The organism is Embleya scabrispora, assembly GCF_002024165.1.
Lineage (GTDB): Bacteria > Actinomycetota > Actinomycetes > Streptomycetales > Streptomycetaceae > Embleya > Embleya scabrispora_A.
Genome location: NZ_MWQN01000001.1, coordinates 5,290,332 through 5,306,713 on the forward strand (window position 1 = coordinate 5,290,332; position 16,382 = coordinate 5,306,713).

General features: G+C 71.5%; 15 protein-coding genes. 12 read left to right on the forward strand and 3 right to left on the reverse strand.

Annotated elements, in window-relative coordinates:
- Positions 1-11 precede the first annotated feature (11 nt).
- From B4N89_RS23445 to B4N89_RS23475, 7 genes are all read left to right on the forward strand, one after another.
- Positions 12-1,430 carry an ABC transporter substrate-binding protein gene (locus B4N89_RS23445; protein ID WP_143658061.1) on the forward strand — a complete coding sequence of 473 codons (1,419 nt, stop codon included), beginning with the start codon at positions 12-14 and terminating at the stop codon, positions 1,428-1,430.
- An 82-nt stretch (positions 1,431-1,512) separates the two neighbouring features.
- Positions 1,513-2,472 carry a carbohydrate ABC transporter permease gene (locus B4N89_RS23450; protein WP_201260887.1) on the forward strand — a complete coding sequence of 320 codons (960 nt, stop codon included), beginning with the start codon at positions 1,513-1,515 and terminating at the stop codon, positions 2,470-2,472.
- Entirely contained in the window at positions 2,469-3,353 is an 885-nt protein-coding gene (locus B4N89_RS23455) for a carbohydrate ABC transporter permease (RefSeq protein ID WP_235618742.1), read from the forward strand. Before B4N89_RS23450 ends, B4N89_RS23455 begins: the two co-directional genes overlap by 4 nt.
- Positions 3,354-3,606: 253 nt before the next feature.
- On the forward strand, positions 3,607-4,557 hold the full coding sequence (locus B4N89_RS23460; protein WP_235618743.1) for an NAD-dependent epimerase/dehydratase family protein: 951 nt from the start codon (positions 3,607-3,609) through the stop codon (positions 4,555-4,557).
- Complete coding sequence (locus B4N89_RS23465; RefSeq protein ID WP_235618744.1) at positions 4,554-5,840, forward strand: enolase C-terminal domain-like protein; 1,287 nt, start codon at positions 4,554-4,556, stop codon at positions 5,838-5,840. The genes B4N89_RS23460 and B4N89_RS23465 overlap by 4 nt, the downstream gene beginning before the upstream one ends.
- An 88-nt stretch (positions 5,841-5,928) precedes the next feature.
- Positions 5,929-7,005 carry a LacI family DNA-binding transcriptional regulator gene (locus tag B4N89_RS23470; RefSeq protein WP_235618745.1) on the forward strand — a complete coding sequence of 359 codons (1,077 nt, stop codon included), beginning with the start codon at positions 5,929-5,931 and terminating at the stop codon, positions 7,003-7,005.
- Between the two features lie 53 nt (positions 7,006-7,058).
- Entirely contained in the window at positions 7,059-8,672 is a 1,614-nt protein-coding gene (locus B4N89_RS23475; protein WP_078977785.1) for an FAD-dependent oxidoreductase, read from the forward strand.
- Positions 8,673-8,826: 154 nt separating this feature from the next.
- On the opposite strand, the gene B4N89_RS23485 is transcribed toward B4N89_RS23475, so the two are convergent.
- Positions 8,827-9,621, reverse strand: coding sequence for a metal-dependent hydrolase (locus B4N89_RS23485; protein WP_078977787.1), 795 nt, complete (start codon positions 9,619-9,621; stop codon positions 8,827-8,829).
- 156 nt (positions 9,622-9,777) lie between these two features.
- Positions 9,778-9,981 carry a DUF397 domain-containing protein gene (locus B4N89_RS23490; RefSeq protein ID WP_078977788.1) on the reverse strand — a complete coding sequence of 68 codons (204 nt, stop codon included), beginning with the start codon at positions 9,979-9,981 and terminating at the stop codon, positions 9,778-9,780.
- Positions 9,982-10,096: 115 nt separating this feature from the next.
- Between B4N89_RS23490 and B4N89_RS23495 the strand changes: the two genes are divergently transcribed.
- Entirely contained in the window at positions 10,097-10,849 is a 753-nt protein-coding gene (locus tag B4N89_RS23495) for a hypothetical protein (RefSeq protein ID WP_078977789.1), read from the forward strand.
- 77 nt (positions 10,850-10,926) lie between these two features.
- On the opposite strand, the gene B4N89_RS23500 is transcribed toward B4N89_RS23495, so the two are convergent.
- On the reverse strand, positions 10,927-11,175 hold the full coding sequence (locus B4N89_RS23500; protein ID WP_143658062.1) for a hypothetical protein: 249 nt from the start codon (positions 11,173-11,175) through the stop codon (positions 10,927-10,929).
- A gap of 172 nt (positions 11,176-11,347) precedes the next feature.
- Between B4N89_RS23500 and B4N89_RS23505 the strand changes: the two genes are divergently transcribed.
- From B4N89_RS23505 to B4N89_RS51595, 4 genes are all read left to right on the forward strand, one after another.
- The gene (locus tag B4N89_RS23505) at positions 11,348-12,037 is read left to right on the forward strand and encodes an antibiotic biosynthesis monooxygenase (protein ID WP_078977791.1); all 690 of its coding nucleotides are present in this window, start codon (positions 11,348-11,350) and stop codon (positions 12,035-12,037) included.
- Positions 12,038-12,867: 830 nt separating this feature from the next.
- Positions 12,868-14,043, forward strand: a complete 1,176-nt coding sequence (gene steA / locus B4N89_RS23510; protein ID WP_078977792.1) for a putative cytokinetic ring protein SteA — start codon at positions 12,868-12,870, stop codon at positions 14,041-14,043.
- Positions 14,040-15,176, forward strand: coding sequence for a copper transporter (locus B4N89_RS23515; protein WP_161500791.1), 1,137 nt, complete (start codon positions 14,040-14,042; stop codon positions 15,174-15,176). Before steA ends, B4N89_RS23515 begins: the two co-directional genes overlap by 4 nt.
- A complete protein-coding gene (locus B4N89_RS51595) occupies positions 15,173-16,375 on the forward strand; it encodes a hypothetical protein (RefSeq protein WP_161500792.1) in 1,203 nt (400 codons plus the stop codon). Before B4N89_RS23515 ends, B4N89_RS51595 begins: the two co-directional genes overlap by 4 nt.
- Positions 16,376-16,382: the final 7 nt, after the last annotated feature.

The following is a 16,382-nucleotide window of genomic DNA, read 5'->3' on the forward strand; positions in this document are numbered from 1 at the left end:
GGGAGGTACCCGTGACCGAGTCAGTCCCGGTCAGTACGCTCCGGCGTCGACGTCGGCGGGTGGTGGCGGGAGGCGGAGTGCTCGCGCTCGCCCTCGTCGCCGGCACCGCCGGTTGCTCGTCCGGCTTGTCCGGCTCGTCCGGCGCCGGTTCCTCCGGCAAAACCACGATCACCGTCGCGGGCATGCCGGCGACCACGTCGCCCAAGACACGGCAACAATTCCTGGACGCCGTCGCGGCGTTCGAGAAGGCCAACCCGAAGATCAAGGTCAAGCCGACCGACACCCAGTGGGACGCACGCACGTTCGCCGCCCGGTTGGCCGGCGGCAACGCCGAGACGGTGTTGACCGTTCCGCTGACCGAGCCGCCCGGCCTGATCGCCCGCAAGCAGATCGCCGATCTCGGCGCCGAACTCGAGGCGTTGCCACACTCGGGCGACCTCGACCCGCGCGCCCTGGCGCCGGCCACCGCCGCCGACGGGCGCGTCTTCGGGCTGCCGGTCACCGAGTACGCGCTCGGACTGGTGTACAACCGCGACCTGTTCACGAAGGCCGGCCTGGACCCGGACAAGCCGCCGACCACCTGGGACGAGGTCCGCACCGCCGCGAAGAAGATCTCCGACACGGGCGTCACCGGCTACACGCAGATGACCGTCAAGAACACCGGCGGCTGGATCCTGACCGCGATGACCTACGGCTTCGGCGGTTCGATGGAGAAGAAGGTCGGCGATACGTATGTGCCGGCCCTGCTCGACGGCCCGGCGGAGAAGGCGTTGGGGCAACTGGCCGCGATGCGCTGGCAGGACGACTCGATGGGCAACAACCACCTGCGTACCCAGCAGGATGCCGAACGGGACTTCGCCGCGGGCAAGATCGGCATGATGATCAGCACGGTCAACAGCTACAACCGCTACATCACCCAATACTCCGGCAAGCCCGCCGACTTCGGCATGGCCGCGCTGCCGCAGCAGAACGGCGGCCGGTCCACACTGCTCGGCGGTCTGATGGCCGTGGTCAGCGCCAAGGCCACGCCCGCGCAGCGGACCGCGGCGGTGAAGTGGATCGACTACTTCTACCTCAAGCCCGCCTACGACCCGGCCGCGGCCGAGGAACAGGCGGTCGCGCAGGCGGCGGACAAGCTCGCGGTCGGGCTGCCCACGCTGCCGTTCTACTCGGCGGCGGTCTCCGATCCGGTGAACGTCGCGATCGGCAGGCACACGAACATCCCGACCGGGAACTTCGCGCCGTATGTCGCCGGTGTCGGCAAGCTCGAGTATCAGGTCGAACCCCCCGTCGCCGCGCAGGAGTTGTACGGAGCGCTGGATACGGCGGTACAGGCGGTGCTGACCCGCAAGGACGCCGATCCGCGGGCCGAGTTGGCCAAGGCGGCGGATCGACTCGGGCCGGTCGTCGAAAAGGCGCAGGCACCGTGAGCGGGCGCGGGCGGCGCGGGGCGCGGGTCGGCCGGCGGTCCGGGGCGCGGCTTGCCCTGCCGCGCGGAGTCGAGGGGCCGTCGTGAGTACGCCGACCCTCCCTCGGGAGAGCGCCCAGGTCGTGGCGTCGGCGGCGGTTCGTCCGAGCGGACCCGGGTCCCGGAGCGCGCGGTGGCGCGGCGGCGCCCGCCATCTGGTGCCGGCGCTGTTCCTGTTGCCGACGGTGTTGGTGTTCGGCCTGTTCTCGTGGTGGCCGATCATCCGTAGCCTGCTGCTGAGTTTCCAGCAGACGAACCTGGTCGAACCGGCCACGTGGGTCGGGTTCGACAACTACCAAACCCTGCTGGACGACCCGCTGTTGGGCAAGGCGGTCACGAACACCCTCGTGTTCACCGGTCTGGCGCTGCTGATCGGCTTCCCGCTGCCGCTGTTCCTGGCCGTGCTGATGTCCGAACTGCGGCGCGGAGCGGGGCTGATGCGGGTGCTGGTGTACCTGCCGGTGGCGGTGCCGCCGGTGGTGGCGGTGCTGATGTGGAAGTGGTTCTACGACCCGGACTCGGGCCTGTTCAACGAGGTGTTGGGCAAGGTCGGCCTGGGCCCGTACCCGTGGTTGCAGTCCGCCGATACCGCGATGGCGAGCCTGGTGGTGGAGGCGACCTGGGCGGGCGCGGGCGGAGCGGTGTTGATCTACCTCGCGGCGTTGGCGAGCGTGCCGACCGAGTTGTACGAGGCCGCCGAACTCGACGGTGCCTCGGTGCGACGGCGGTTGTGGCACGTCACGTTGCCGCACATGCGTCCGGTGCTGCTCATCATGATGCTGCTTCAGGTGATCAACACCTTCCAGGTGTTCACCGAGCCCTTCGTGCTGACGGACGGCGGGCCCGAGGATTCCACGGTCACCGTGCTTCTGCTCATCTATCGATACGCGTTCGTCAGCGGCGACTACGGCGCGGCGGCGGCGCTGAGCGTGAGCCTGGCCGCCGTGCTCGCGGTCCTGTCGGCGATCTATCTGCGGCTCACCCGCGCATGGGGGACGAAATGAGTACCGGTGCCGGCGGTAGGGGTGTGATGTCCGAGGCCGAACGCCGACGGCCGATCACCCGGTTCGGACTCGGGACCACCCAACTGCTGTTGATCGCGGCCCTGATCATCGAGGGGGCCGGTCCGATCTATTGGGTGTTCAAGGGTTCGATCTCCTCGACCCAGGACTCGCTGCGGCATCCGTTGGCGCTGTGGCCCGAGGAGGTGCACTGGTCGAACATCTCGACCGCGTGGACGAGTCTGGACCTCGGCCGCTATCTGACCAACACCGTGGTGCTGGTGGGCGGTTCGTGGTTCGTGCAGTTGTTCGTGGCGGTGACCGGGGCCTATGCGCTGTCCGTGCTGCGGCCGTTCTACGGCAAGTATGTGTATGCGGCGGTGCTGGCCACGCTGTTCCTGCCGGGCACGGTGTCGATGGTCTCGCTCTACCTGACCATCCAGGACCTGCCGCTCACGGGCGGCTCGATCGCCAACACGCCGATGGCGGTGTGGTTGCCGGCGGGCGCGCACGCGTTCAACGTGCTGCTGATGAAGCAGTTCTTCGACGGCATCCCGAAGGAACTCCTGGAGGCGGCCCGCCTGGATGGCGCCGGCCCGTGGCGGATCCTGACCCGGATCGTGCTGCCGATGTCGCGGCCGATCCTGGCCGTGGTGTCGCTGCTCGCGGTGATGAACGCGTGGAAGGACTTCCTGTGGCCGATGATCGCCATCACCGACACGGAAAAGCAGCCGCTCGCGGTGGCGTTGCCGAGGCTGGCGGACACCTCGAACCAGAGCCTGCTGATCGCGGGCATGCTGATCGCGATCATCCCACCGGTGGTGGTGTTCCTGGTCTTCCAGCGGCAGATCGTGCGCGGGATCGCGTTCACGGGGTTGAAGTGAGGGGGTTGCGCGTGGCGCGCGGGATCGGTGGACGTGGGTCGACGGGGAGCGGGTCGGTGGGGCGTGGTTCGGTGGCGCGGGGGCTCGGGAGGGCCGGGGCCGTCGTGCGTGGAGGCGGGCTTCGGGTGATCGCGCGCCCGGGCGCCGGCGCGCACCCCGGCGCCGATGTGCCCCCTGGCGCCGACGCACACCCCGGCGTCGCCATGCGCGACGCCGGCGTGGGTCGGCCCACGGCGCGAACGGGGGTGCCCTGGTGAGGCGAGTTCTGGTGACCGGGGCCGCCGGGCGCCTCGGCACGGCTGTACTGGCCGAACTGGCCGATCGCGGCGTGCCGGTGACCGCGCTGGTCGTCGAGGACGGCGTGGGCGGCGGGGCGTTGCAAGCCGATCGGGTCGTGGTTGGTGACGCGCGGGATCCGGAGGTGGTGGCGGACGCGCTTCGCGGGGTCGACGCGGTGATCCACCTGGCCGCACTCGCTTCGCCCGAAGTGGCCCCTCCCGAGGTGGTGTTCGCGACGAACACGCAGGCCACGTTCGTGGTGTTGAACGAGGCCGGTCGGGTGGGGGTGCGGCGCACGGTGGTGGCGAGCAGCCTGTCCGTGACCGGGCTGCCGTTCGCCCGCTCCACGCCACGGCCACGGCCGGCGTACCTGCCGTTCGACACGGCGTTGCCGCTGCGGATCGAGGATCCGTACGCGCTGTCCAAGCAGGTCGACGAGGCCACCGCCGCGATGATGCATCGGCGGTACGGCATGACGGCGGTGGCGCTGCGTCTGCCGTTCCTCGGCGACGCGGACCGACTGGCCGCGCACGCGTCCCGGTTGGCGGCGGATCCGGCGCTCGGTGCGTCGGAGGTGTGGAGTTACCTCGACCTGCGCGACGCGGCACGGGCCTGCGTCCTGGGGCTGACCGCGCCGGCGGTGACGGGCGCGCCGGTGCTGTTCGTGGCGGCACCGGACACGTTGATGGCCGCGCCCACCGCGGACCTGCTCGCCGTGTATCTGCCGGACGTGCCCCGCCGGGCGGAATTTCCCGGCCGTACGGTGCCGATCGACCTGGCTCCGGGCCGGGCGCTGCTCGGCTTCACGGCGCGGTATCCGTATCCGCCGGCAGGGTTCGACCCGTCCGACCCGGATCTCCTCGTGGGGCCGCCCGAGGCGCCTCGTCCGTACCCGAACCCGCTTTCCCAGGAGCGTCACCCATGACCGAGCCGGAGACCCCGATACCGCCGGCCGCGATGCCCGAGACCCAGGCCCCCTGGGCCGCGCGGGACTCGCTGCGGATCACCTCGGTGCGGGCCGTGGTGACCGCGCCCGGCGGGGTGCCGCTCGTGGTGGTGCGGGTCGATACCTCCGAACCCGGGCTGTACGGGCTCGGTTGTGCCACCTTCACCCAGCGATTCCACGCGGTGACCGCGGCGGTCGAGCAACATCTGGGGCCGATGGTGGTCGGTCGGCATCCGGCCGACATCGAGGACGTCTTTCGACTGCTGCACTTCTCGTCCTACTGGCGCGGCGGGCCCGTCCACAACAACGCGCTGTCCGGCATCGACCAGGCGTTGTGGGACATCGCCGGCAAACGGTTGGGTGTGCCGGTGTACGAACTGCTCGGCGGGCGGGTGCGCGGCGGCGCGGCGGTGTACACCGGTGCCCGGGGCGGCAGCGTGGAGGAGTCGATCGAGCGGGCCGCGGCGCTGGCCGAACAGGGTTACCGGCACGTGCGGTTGCAGTGCGGCGGCCCGGGGCTCGGTACGTACGGCGCCGAGGGCACGCCGGGCGGCTATCCGGGCAGCCCGTACCCGGACGGCTGGGACGTCGGCCACTATCTCCGCACCACGCCGCGCCTGTTCGAGCGGGCCAGGGAGGTATTGGGCGACGAACTCGGTCTGTTGCACGACGCGCACAACCGGCTGACTCCGAAAGAGGCCGTGGGGCTGGCCCGTTCGCTGGAGCCGTACCGGCTCTTCTTCCTGGAGGATCCGCTCGCGCCGGAGCACTTCGACCGGCTGCCGGAGGTGCGCGCCGCGGCGCCGATGCCGATCGCGTCGGGCGAGTTGGTGACCTCGATGACCGACGCCACGCGCCTGGTCACCGCCGGCGGCGTCGACTATCTGCGCGTGCACGTCTCGGCGGTGGGCGGGTTGACGCCGGCCCGCAAGCTGGCCACGCTGTGCGAGCTGACCGGGGTGCGTACCGCGTGGCACGGTCCGCCGGACGTGTCGCCCGTCGGCGCGGCGGTCAACCTGACGCTGGACGTGACCAGTCCCGCCTTCGGCATCCAGGAGCAACACGTCTACCCCGAACGGGTGCACGAGGTCTTCCCCGGTACGCCGCGCACGGTGGACGGCTATCTCGTCCCCTCGGACCGGCCCGGCTGGGGCGTCGATCTGGACGAGGCCCAGGCGGCGAAGTACCCGCCGCAGGCCCACCTGCACGAGCGTTGGGCGGCCCGCGTGCGGCGGCCCGACGGTGGGTTGGAAGCTCCGTGAATCACGCACCGTTACTGGATATACTCGATTTCCATTCCGATCTGATGCGTATTAGGCGGCAGTTGGTGCCGGGCACTTGGAGGATGACATGAAGCCGAGCGGCGGGCCCGGGCGGCCGGCCGGTTCGCGGACGAACCGGCCCCGCCAGGCGGACATCGCCCGCCTGGCCGGCGTCTCGCAGCCGACGGTGTCCCTGATCCTCAGCGGCGGTTCGGCGGCGGTGGGCATCGCCGACGAGACGCGACGCAAGGTGATGGCCGCCGCCGAACAACTCGGCTACGTGCCCGACCCGATAGCGAAGCGACTGGCCGCCGGGCAGAACAACCTGCTCGGGCTGTACACGTTCACCGCGACCTTCCCCACCGAAATGTCCCACGCCTACCACCCGTTCCTGGTCGGCATCGAGCAGGAGTCCGCGATTCAGGGCTACGACCTGCTGATGTTCATCGCCTCCAGCGTGACCGGCGAACGGCCGCACGCCGAGGTGCTGAACCGGGTCCGGCTTGCCGACGGCTGCCTGTTCATGGGTCGGCATCTGCCGATCCGGGAGATGGACCGGCTCCTGGCCACCGATCTGCCGGTGGTCTACCTCGGTCGACACGACGACTTCGGCGACCGGCTGCCGTATGTCGGCGCGGACTACGTGACGGCGACGGCGGAGGTCGTGCGTCACCTGGCCGAGCTGGGCCATCGGGACATCCTGTACGTGCGCGAACTCGACGACGCGATCAGCGCCGTGGACCGCGAGGCGGGCTTTCGGCGGGGGATGGCCGAGTGCGGGCTCGCGCTCGACGAGGGCGCCGTGGTCCGTACGGACGGCTCCGATCTGACCACCGATCGGCTGCGCGGCTGGTCCGAGCGGGGCGTGACCGCGATCGTCACCGAGGCCACGGATACCGACGCGGCGCATCGGGCGCTGCTGGCCGCCGCCTCGGACGCGGGATACCGCTTCCCCGACGACCTGTCCCTGGCCACCCTCGGCGCCCCCGAGAACGCCGAGCACGGACCGCCGGCGCTGACCGGATTCGTGGTGCCGCGCCGGGAGATGGGCGCGGCGGCGGTGCGGCTGCTGACGGGGTTGATCGCGGGCGACGAGCGCCTGATCAGGCATCAGTTGATGGGTTGTGAGCTGGAGGTCGGGCGAACAGCGGCACAGGTTCGCTGAGTTCGCTGCTCCGTCGCAAGTCCCCACCGAATCCGTTCACGGAAGGCTTCAGCATGTCCGAAATCAGCACCGAGATACTCGTCGTCGGCGGCGGACTGGGCGGCGTCGCCGCGGCGTTGGCCGCGTGCCGGGCGGGCCGTACGGTCGTGCTCACCGAGGAGACCGACTGGATCGGCGGTCAACTCACCGCACAGGCGGTGCCGCCGGACGAGCATCCCTGGATCGAGAGCTACGGCGCCACCGCGACCTATCGCGAACTGCGCACCGCGATCCGCGACCACTACCGGACCTGGTATCCGCTGACCGGCGCGGCGGCGCGGCGGCGTGATCTCAACCCTGGGGCCGGCTATGTGAGCAAGCTCTGCCACGAACCGCGCGTCGCCCTGGCCGTGCTGCAGGCAATGGTGGCCCCGCATCTGGCGTCCGGGCGGTTGCGCATTCTCCTGGAGCACGTACCCGCCGAGGTGTTCACCGAGGGCGACCGGGTGTCCGGGGTGACCCTGTGGGGTCTGCGGACCGAGGAGTCGCACACCGTCACCGCGGACTTCGTCCTGGACGCCACCGAGACCGGCGAGTTGCTGCCACTGGCGAAGGCGGAGTACGTGACCGGTGCCGAGTCCCGGGCGGAATACGGCGAACCGAGCGCGCCGGCCGAATACCAGCCGCTGAACATGCAGGGCATCACCTACTGCTTCGCCGTCTCGCACCACGAGGGCGAGAACCACGTGATCGACCGGCCCGCCGACTACGACTTCTGGCGCTCGTACCGGCCGGACTTCTGGCCGGGGCCGCTGCTGGGCTTCCTCGCGCCGGATCCGCGCACGTTGAAGCCCGAGGCCCGCACGTTCGTTCCGAATCCGGCGGGCGATCCGCTGGCGATCACCGCCGACCAGAGTGCCAACGCGGGCGGCGACGACCTGTGGTTGTTCCGACGCATCCTGGCCAAGGGGGTGTTCGAGCCGGGCGCGGTCGACTCGGACATCACACTCGTGAACTGGCCGTTGAACGACTACTGGTTGCGGCCGATCATCGAGGTCGGCGCCGACGAGGCCGCCGCCGCGCACCGCGAGGCGAAGCAGTTGTCGTTGTCGGTGCTGTACTGGCTCCAGACCGAGGCGCCGCGTCCGGACGGCGGCCGGGGGTATCCCGGACTGCGGCTGCGGCACGATGTGGTGGGCACGGCCGACGGGTTGGCCAAGTCGGCGTACGTGCGCGAGTCGCGGCGGATCCGGGCGGTGACCACGGTGACGGAGCAGCACGTGTCTCGGGACGTCCTGGGCGGGGACGCCATTCACCACTTCCCGGACTCGGTGGGGGTGGGCGCGTACCGGATCGATCTGCATCCGTCGACCGGCGGCGACAACTACATCGACGTGGCCAGCATGCCGTTCGAGATCCCCTTGGGCGCGCTGCTGCCGATCCGGATGCGGAACCTGCTGCCGGCTGGCAAGAACATCGGGACCACGCACATCTCGAACGGGTGCTACCGGCTGCACCCGGTCGAGTGGAACGTGGGGGAGGTGGCCGGGCACCTGACGGCGTATTGCCTGCGGCGGGGCGTCGAGCCACAGGCGGTGCGCGAAGATTCCGCGTTGTTCGCCGAGTTCGCCGCCGAGTTGGAGGCCGCCGGGGTGGAACGGCGGTGGCCGGCCCCGGCCGGGTACTGAGCCGTCGCCACGGTGCCGGGACGGCCGGCCCGGCGGGCTCACCAGACGCCGGCCGTCCCGGCGCGGTCCATCGGGATCGGGATACCGGTGTGCGGCCTCCGGAGCCTTCGATGAGGTCTCCAGTGGCTCGGAAGAGGGCGCACGCGGTGGGTCGTCAGCCCAGGTAGCCGAGGGCGGCCACCGCGCCGAGGCCGCCGGCGCCCATGAACAGGGGCATCAGGACCTTGACCTCGACCTTGGCACCGGCGCGGAAGCGCATGGACTTCGGGGGGCCGAGGGGGTACCAGCGCTTGCGGCCTATGGGGATCGGCCACAGGATCGGGCAGCCGGAGACGGTGAGTGCGTCGCCGATGCAGTGGGTGAGGGCGCCGAGGGCGATCGGGAGGCCGACCCACCAGTACTCCTGGCCGGGTCCGGTGAAGAACCAATCGGAGCCGTTGCCGGGGCGGTTGAGGATTTCGACCAGCATCCAGGTGCTGGTGCCGCCGAGCAGCCAGACCAGGATGTCGCTGTGCAGGCGGGCGGCGCGCCACAGGAGTCCTTCGATGGCCAGGACCATGTGCACGAACAGTACGCCCAGGACGCCCCACCGGCCGCCGTAGGCGCAGATCGCGGAGGCGGCGAGGCCGACGAGTCCGGCCCAGACCCAGGTGTGGGTGAGCGTGCGGTGGCCGCCGTTGCGGCGGGGGTCGCCCTTCATGCGGGTAGCCCTGTACGTGGCGCTCGCGAGGGCGTCCACCACGCCGCACAGGACCATGGATATCGGGCCGAAGGAGCGGGAGACGGTGGCGGCCTTGTGGTCCAGGTCCGGCCCCAGGGCGGCGCCGGCGCAGATCAGGCCGCCTACCACGAGGACGGGCCAGGGCATCGGTTGGCCGTAGGCGTCGGCGGCGGCTCCGACGGCCATCCAGGCGCAGGCTCCGGACAGCGAATGGGCCGGTCCCATCATGCGGTTGGTGCTCCTTCTGGTGCCCGGGCGAACCCCGAGCCCGCACAGTGGGGGCAGCTTATCGTTGGCGATCATGGCGAGTTGCGCGGGCACACCGCGGAACGCCTGCGGCCCGCCTCACGGTTGGAGGCGGGCCAAGGAGCGGCGTGGTGTGGCCTAGCTTTGACGTTTCACGGAGTCGAGGAAAGCTTCCCAGGGACGGGCGTGGAAGAGGAAAGCGCCGCGGGAGGGGTCCTTCGAGTCGCGTATGGCCATTGACTGGTCCGGGGCATGAGCAGCTTCCACACACATGCCGCCTTGGTCGTTGGTGCGGCTGGACTTGAACCAACCGCTTGTGGGTATGTGGGGTGAACTCGTCACGATCGATACGTCTGCACCGGGCCCGGCGGCGGCTCATGAAGGAACTGGGGGCGCCGGCCGCGGATTTGCCCCGCGGCATCCGGACGGCAGCACAGGTGCGGGCGGAGGCGAAGGCATGATCGGGTTCGAGGAACGGGCGCTGGAAGAACTGAAGTCCCTGGCGGCCGGTGGTGGCGTGCCGGCGGTCGAACCGGCGCAGCCGGTGCGGCGGGCGACCTCGCGACGCCGCCGGATCGGGTACGGGCTGGCGGCCTCGGTGGTACTCGCGGCGGGCATCGGGGTCGGCGCGCCGATGCTCAGTGGTGGCTCGGCGGAGGCGCGACCGTTCGAGGTGGTGAAGCGGCCGGACGGCGGGATCCTGTTCAAGGTCGACGAGTTCCGCAATCCGAAGGGGTTGGAGCAGCGACTACGGGATCTGGGCGTGCGGGCGGTGGTCGACTACGTGCCGTACGGCAAGCAGTGTGCACCGGGGCGGTATACCGAGCATCGCCTCCCCGACGGCGGCATGGATGCGCTGTACCACTGGCTGCCCTCCCCGGAAGGACGACTGCTGACAGACGAGGAGTTGGACTTCTACTCCCAGGGGTGGACGGAGATTCGCCCGGAACTGATGCCTTCCGGGGCCACGTTGGTGATCACCGCGACCCTTACGAAGGTTTCGGCGAAGGACCTGCCCGACGCGGGTGACCGCGACGGCCGTCGGGTTCACAACGCGGACAGCTCCGGCAGCACCAATACCTTCCGGCTCGCCGACGGCCCGGTCGCGCCCTGCGCTCTGGTCGACGACCCGACGGGTAGGGGGCCGTGGGTCGACGACGGCCCGGAGAGGGGGGCGAGTTCGGCACTCTCGGCCGGCCCGGCCCGATAACGCTTCTGCGTCCCGGGACGCGCTCGGTGGCGGTGCGACTCGTTGTTCGCGACTCGCCCCGCCTCCGGGCGCCGAGGTCACGCCTCCATCTCGTCGACGTACACCTTGGTGCCGTCGGCGAAGATTCGGTACTCGCGTGTGTTCGGGTCCTCTTCGTCGAGGTACACCCGGGTGCCGTCCGCGTACTGCTTGTAGACGCGTCCGTTCTCGCCGCCGATCCCGGGCAGGCCCAGCGCGTGCAGCTCCGCGACGGCCTTGCGGACGCCCTCGGCCATTGCCGCGTCGAATCGTTCCGGGCCCATCTCGTCCCGCAAGGACTTTGCCATCCGGTCCTCCTCACGCCGGGCGTCCCGGTTATCCACCAAGGTTGCCAGGCCACCCCCCGACCCCGACACCCCGGATCGAATCGAGGACCCCGAGGGCGGTGGGGAGTTGACCTCAAGTGCGGTTGAAGTTGCAAGGTGGCGTGGCCTTGTCCTCCGCCTCGAAGGAGCATCCATGACCGCGTCGTCGCGCCACAATCGTCACGATCGTCGCTCTCTGCCCGAGGTTCGACGGGCCGATGTCGGGACGATCCTCGTCAGTCCCTGGATCGTGGGTACGCCGGAGCGGCAGCGGGCCGCCGCGGAGGCGACGCTCGGCGAATGGGAGGGGGTGCCCTGGCCGGACGGGTTTCTCACGCTGAGCTGTCTGCTGAGCGTCGATGGCGGACGGGTCCTCAACTACGCGCAGTGGACGAACGACGAGGATCACCGGGCGTTCGTCCGGACCACCCGGCCGGGGATGGTGCGAAACATCGACGAGGTGGTGCCCGGGATCGAACGTCCGGGCCTGATCCGCTATCGCCTCGTCGGCAGCGCGGCGCGGTCCGAACTCCCGGGTGAGCCCGTGCTGGTGGAGGTCGAGGAGATCGAGGCGGACGACGCGCCGGCGGCCCGTCGATGGGTCGAACGGGCCCTCGCGGCGGCGGACGACGGGCGGGCTCCGGTCCCGGGCCGCGTCGCCACGCATGTGCACCTCGACCTCGGCGGCACCCGGGGACTGGCCTACACCGAGTGGGTCGACGAGCGGGCGTACGAGGCGTTCCGGGCCGTGCCCGCGTCCACCCCGGCCCCCGCGCCCTCGGACGTTCGACCGCTCGGGACGCGTGCGTATCGCCCGTACGGGAGCCTGCGCCGGCCCGTCTGACGCTCGCGCGGGCTCGGTCGACTCACGCATGATCACCACGAGCAGGCCCGACGCGACCTACAGCGGCAGCAGGATCGGCCCAGGCCCGGACGTGGACCTCGCGGGGGCGGGCCGGCGTGTAGGCGATCAGCGCGGCGATGCCGTCCGTGGTGGGTGAAGGTGAGGGCGTTGGCGGCGATTCCTCGGCCCCGGTCGAGCTCGTCGGGGTGGACGACGCCGACGTCGACGCCGAGCACCCAGAGCAGCTTGAGGGCCAGGCGGGGGGAAGCAGGCGGCGACCGCGAACCAGGCGAGGTGTTCGCGGAGGTTGTGTGGCGGTGGGGCCTGAGCGGTCGGGTCGGTGAGTGCCGGGGCTTCCATGACCACAGCCCTCGCGCCGGCAGGACACGAACGGGGTGGTGGTGCCGGGTGCGCCCGGGCGCCTCGCACCCCGAGCCGCGCCGGCTCGGGCGCGGGCTGCCCGGCCCCGTCGCGCCTGCCGCCCCACCGTCGGGCCAGGGCCGCGATTGCGGCTTTGGCCGGATTCGCCCTCGCCGCCGCCGACCGGGACCTCCCGGAGCGGGGATGCCCTATGTAACAGCCCCGCTCCGATTTCCCGCCCGTGCGTCCGCGCCGGATCGCGCCGGGCCGCGAGTCTCCTGCTTCGACCAGCCTCCCGCACCGCCCCCGGCCGCTGCGTATTCGGCCACCCGTAGGCGCGTCAGCGCCCACGGCGTGATCGTCGACCGGGGATCGACGAGCGCGGCGGAGCCGTCACCCCAGCCCCGCAGGACCTTTTCCACGGCGGGCGGAGGCCGCCGGAGAATTTCGTGCATGGCAGGATTGCGCCGGTGAGGATCCCCACGCTTCGTCGTCGACGGCACACCGAGGACACCGGCTCGTTCGCCCGGGTCGATCGGCGTACCAAGGACCTCACCAAGCGGCTCCGCCCCGGCGACATCGCGATCATCGACCACGTCGACCTCGACCGGGTCGCCGCCGAGGCGCTGGTCAAGTGCCGCCCGGCCGCCGTGGTCAACGCCGCCGCCAGCATCAGCGGGCGCTACCCCAATATCGGGCCGCAACTGCTCGTGGAGGCCGGCGTACCGCTCCTGGACGAGGTCGGCGGCAGTGTGCTCGACCGGATCCGCGAGGGCGAGCTGGTCCGGGTGGAGGACAACGTCCTCTATCGCGGCGACGACCCGATCGCCGTCGGCACGCTGCTCGACGCGGATTCCGTGGCCGCCGCGATGGAGAAGGCCCGGGCCGGGCTGTCCGAGCAGATCGAGGCGTTCGCCGAGAACACCCTCAAGTACATCCGCGAGGAGCGCGAACTGCTCCTCGACGGCGTCGGTGTTCCCGAGATCCGCACCCGGGTCGACGGCCGCCAAGTGCTCATCGTGGTGCGCGGCTACCACTACCGCGAGGACATCGCCGCGCTGCGCCCCTATATCCGCGAGTACCGCCCGGTGATGATCGGTGTCGACGGCGGCGCCGACGCGCTGCTCCAGGCCGGCTACAAGCCGGACATGATCGTCGGCGACATGGACTCGGTCTCCGACCAGGCGCTGCGCTGCGGCGCGGAGATCATCGTGCACGCGTACCGCGACGGCCGCGCCCCCGGGATGGAACGCCTCGACGAACTGGGCGTGGACGGCATCGCCTTCCCCGCCACCGGGACCAGCGAGGACATCGCGATGTTGCTCGCCGACGACGGCGGCGCCAGCCTGATCGTCGCGGTCGGTACGCACCTCACGCTCGTCGAGTTCCTGGACAAGGGCCGGGCCGGCATGGCGAGCACCTTCCTCACCCGGTTGCGGGTCGGCGGCAAGCTCGTGGACGCCAAGGGCGTCAGCCGTCTGTACCGCAGCCGCATCTCCACGACTTCGCTGCTCATGCTGTGCCTCGCCGCGCTGATCACGATCGCGGTGACCGTGCGGGTGACCCCGCTCGGGCGCGCGTACTTCCACGTGTTCGGGGCACAGTGGGACGCCTTCGTCTACTGGCTCCAGGGACTGTTCAGTTGATCGACTTCAGATACCACGTCGTCTCCATCATCGCGGTCTTCCTGGCCCTGTCGGTCGGGCTCGTACTCGGCGCGTCCTTCCTCAAGGAGGCCGCCGTCTCCGGGCTCGACCAGTCGGTTCAGGACCTCGCCCGGAACAACGAAGGGCTGCGTCGCGAAGTCGACCGGGCGAACGCCGGTCAGCGGTACCTCAACGGCATCATGGGCACGGTCGGTCCCGAGCTGACCAAGGGCCGGCTCGCCGGGCACAAGGCGGTCGTGGTCTCGCTGCCGGGCGCGGACACCAAGCTGGTGGACGGCACGGTCAAGCTGCTCGACGGGGCCTCCGCGACGGTCACCGGCCAGGTGTCGGTGAAGGGGCAGTGGACCGACCCCAAGCGGGAGAACGAACTGGTCGGCGCGCTCGGCGCGAACGGGCTCGCGTTTTCGACCGGGCCGGCGACCGAGCGGGCCGCGAAGGTGCTGGCGGGGGCGATCACCGAGAGGACGCCGCCGGTACAGGGCGGGACGCCGGGCGGCTCGACCACGCCCCCCGCGTCCGGGACGCCGTCCACGGGGGCGCCGGCCTCCGGGACGCCCGCGACGGGCACGACCGGGTCGGGCGCGCCCTCGGGACCCGGGGCCACCTCGGCGCCGCCCGCCGGCGGGGCGAACACGGGCCAGACGCCCGGGACGGGCACCACCACGTCCGGCACGCACAACACGCAGGCCGCGAACGAGGCGCTGACCAGGCTCAAGGAAGCCGGCTTCATCGACGTCAAGGACAATCCGGCCCTCGGCGCCGACCTGGTCGTGGTGATCGCGCCCTCGGGAGTCACCTCCGGCGAGGACCCGGGGCGGACGAACAACGCCTACCTCGCGCTCGCCCGGGCGCTGGACGGCGGCGACAACGGGACGGTCATGGCCGGCACCGCGTCCGCCGCGCAGGAGAACGGTGTGATCTGGGCGCTGCGCCGTAACGATCAGACCGCCAAGGCCGTTTCCACTGTGGACACCGCCGATACGCCCGTGGGTCAGGTCGCGGTCGTGTGGTCCCTGGTGGTCGAGGACAAGCAGGGTATTTCGGGACAGTACGGGACGACGGGCACCACCGACGGTCCGCTGCCGGAACTGCCGAAGAAGGAGACGCCGTGACGAAGGCCGCCGTGACGCCCAGCACTGCGACGGGGGGTGCCGTGCCCCGTCGGGGTCGAGCCGGTCGGCTGGTGACGGCCCTGGCCGCGACCGGCGCGGCCCGGACCGCGTACGCCGCGCTGACCCGCCGCGCCCCGGGCGGCGCCGCCCTCTGGGAGCGGCGCAACCACCGGGGCGAGACGCTGACCCTGCTGGAGGGGCCGGCCGCGGCGATCGGCGCGACCGTGGCCGCCGGGTGCGCTCCGGGCGTGCCGGGGCGGTGGCGGGCGGCGAGTGCGTTGGCGGCGGTCGCGGGAGCCGGGTTCGGGACGTACGACGACCTGGCCGGGTCGACCGACCGGCGCGGTTTCAAGGGCCACCTCGGGGCGCTCGCCAAGGGCGAAGTGACCAGCGGGGGCGTCAAGATCGTGGGGCTGGGCGCGGCCGGACTGGCGGCGGGCGTGCTGGTGCAGCGGCATCCGGTGGACCGGGTGCTGGCCGCGGTGGTGGTGGCCGGGACCGCGAATCTGATCAATCTGTTCGACCTGCGTCCGGGGCGGGCGGCCAAGGCGGTGCTGATCGCGGGTACGCCGGGGCTGGTACGGGGCGGCGCGGCGGCGGCTCTGGCGGCGGCGCCGGTGGGCGCGGCGGCGGCGCTGCTGCCCGAGGACCTGGGCGAGAAGGCGATGCTCGGCGACGCGGGCGCGAACGCGCTGGGCGCGGCGCTCGGGGTGGCCCTGGCGGCGGGCGCGTCCCGGACGGGGCTGCTGACGAAGGCGGCGGTGCTGGTCGGCCTGACGGCGGCGAGCGAGCGGGTCAGCTTCACGAAGGTCATCGCGGGCAACCGAGCGCTGAACACGATCGACATGCTGGGCCGGCGACCGGTGGCGGCCGCGAACGCGGGGTCGGCCACGCAGGCCGGCGCGGGGTCGGTGCCGGGGTCCGCTGCGGGCACCGCGTCGGCGTCCACCACGGACGCGGAGGCGGACGCTGGGTCGGATGCGGAGTCGGCCTCGGGGTCGGCCGCCAGCGCCGGGTCCGGGTCGGTCGTGGACGCCGGTGCGGCCACGAAGGCCGACGCCGGCGCGGCCACGGAAGCGGGTACGGGGTCGAAGCCGGCCAGGGAGGCCGGCGCGGCGATCACGGACTCCGGCGCGGTCGCCGACGCCGGCGTGGTGCCTGGGCAGTCGAGTGTCGAGGGGCCCGTCGCGTCGGCATGATGATCGG

Excerpts from the sequence above, each read along its gene's own strand:
- B4N89_RS23455 (WP_235618742.1), top strand. The coding sequence starts at position 2,469 with ATGAGTACCGGTGCCGGCGGTAGGGGTGTGATGTCCGAGGCCGAACGC.
- B4N89_RS23500 (WP_143658062.1), bottom strand. The coding sequence starts at position 11,175 with ATGGCAAAGTCCTTGCGGGACGAGATGGGCCCGGAACGATTCGACGCG.
- B4N89_RS23495 (WP_078977789.1), top strand. The coding sequence starts at position 10,097 with ATGATCGGGTTCGAGGAACGGGCGCTGGAAGAACTGAAGTCCCTGGCG.
- B4N89_RS23505 (WP_078977791.1), top strand. The coding sequence starts at position 11,348 with ATGACCGCGTCGTCGCGCCACAATCGTCACGATCGTCGCTCTCTGCCC.
- B4N89_RS23475 (WP_078977785.1), top strand. The coding sequence starts at position 7,059 with ATGTCCGAAATCAGCACCGAGATACTCGTCGTCGGCGGCGGACTGGGC.
- B4N89_RS23485 (WP_078977787.1), bottom strand. The coding sequence starts at position 9,621 with ATGATGGGACCGGCCCATTCGCTGTCCGGAGCCTGCGCCTGGATGGCC.
- B4N89_RS23465 (WP_235618744.1), top strand. The coding sequence starts at position 4,554 with ATGACCGAGCCGGAGACCCCGATACCGCCGGCCGCGATGCCCGAGACC.
- B4N89_RS23470 (WP_235618745.1), top strand. The coding sequence starts at position 5,929 with ATGAAGCCGAGCGGCGGGCCCGGGCGGCCGGCCGGTTCGCGGACGAAC.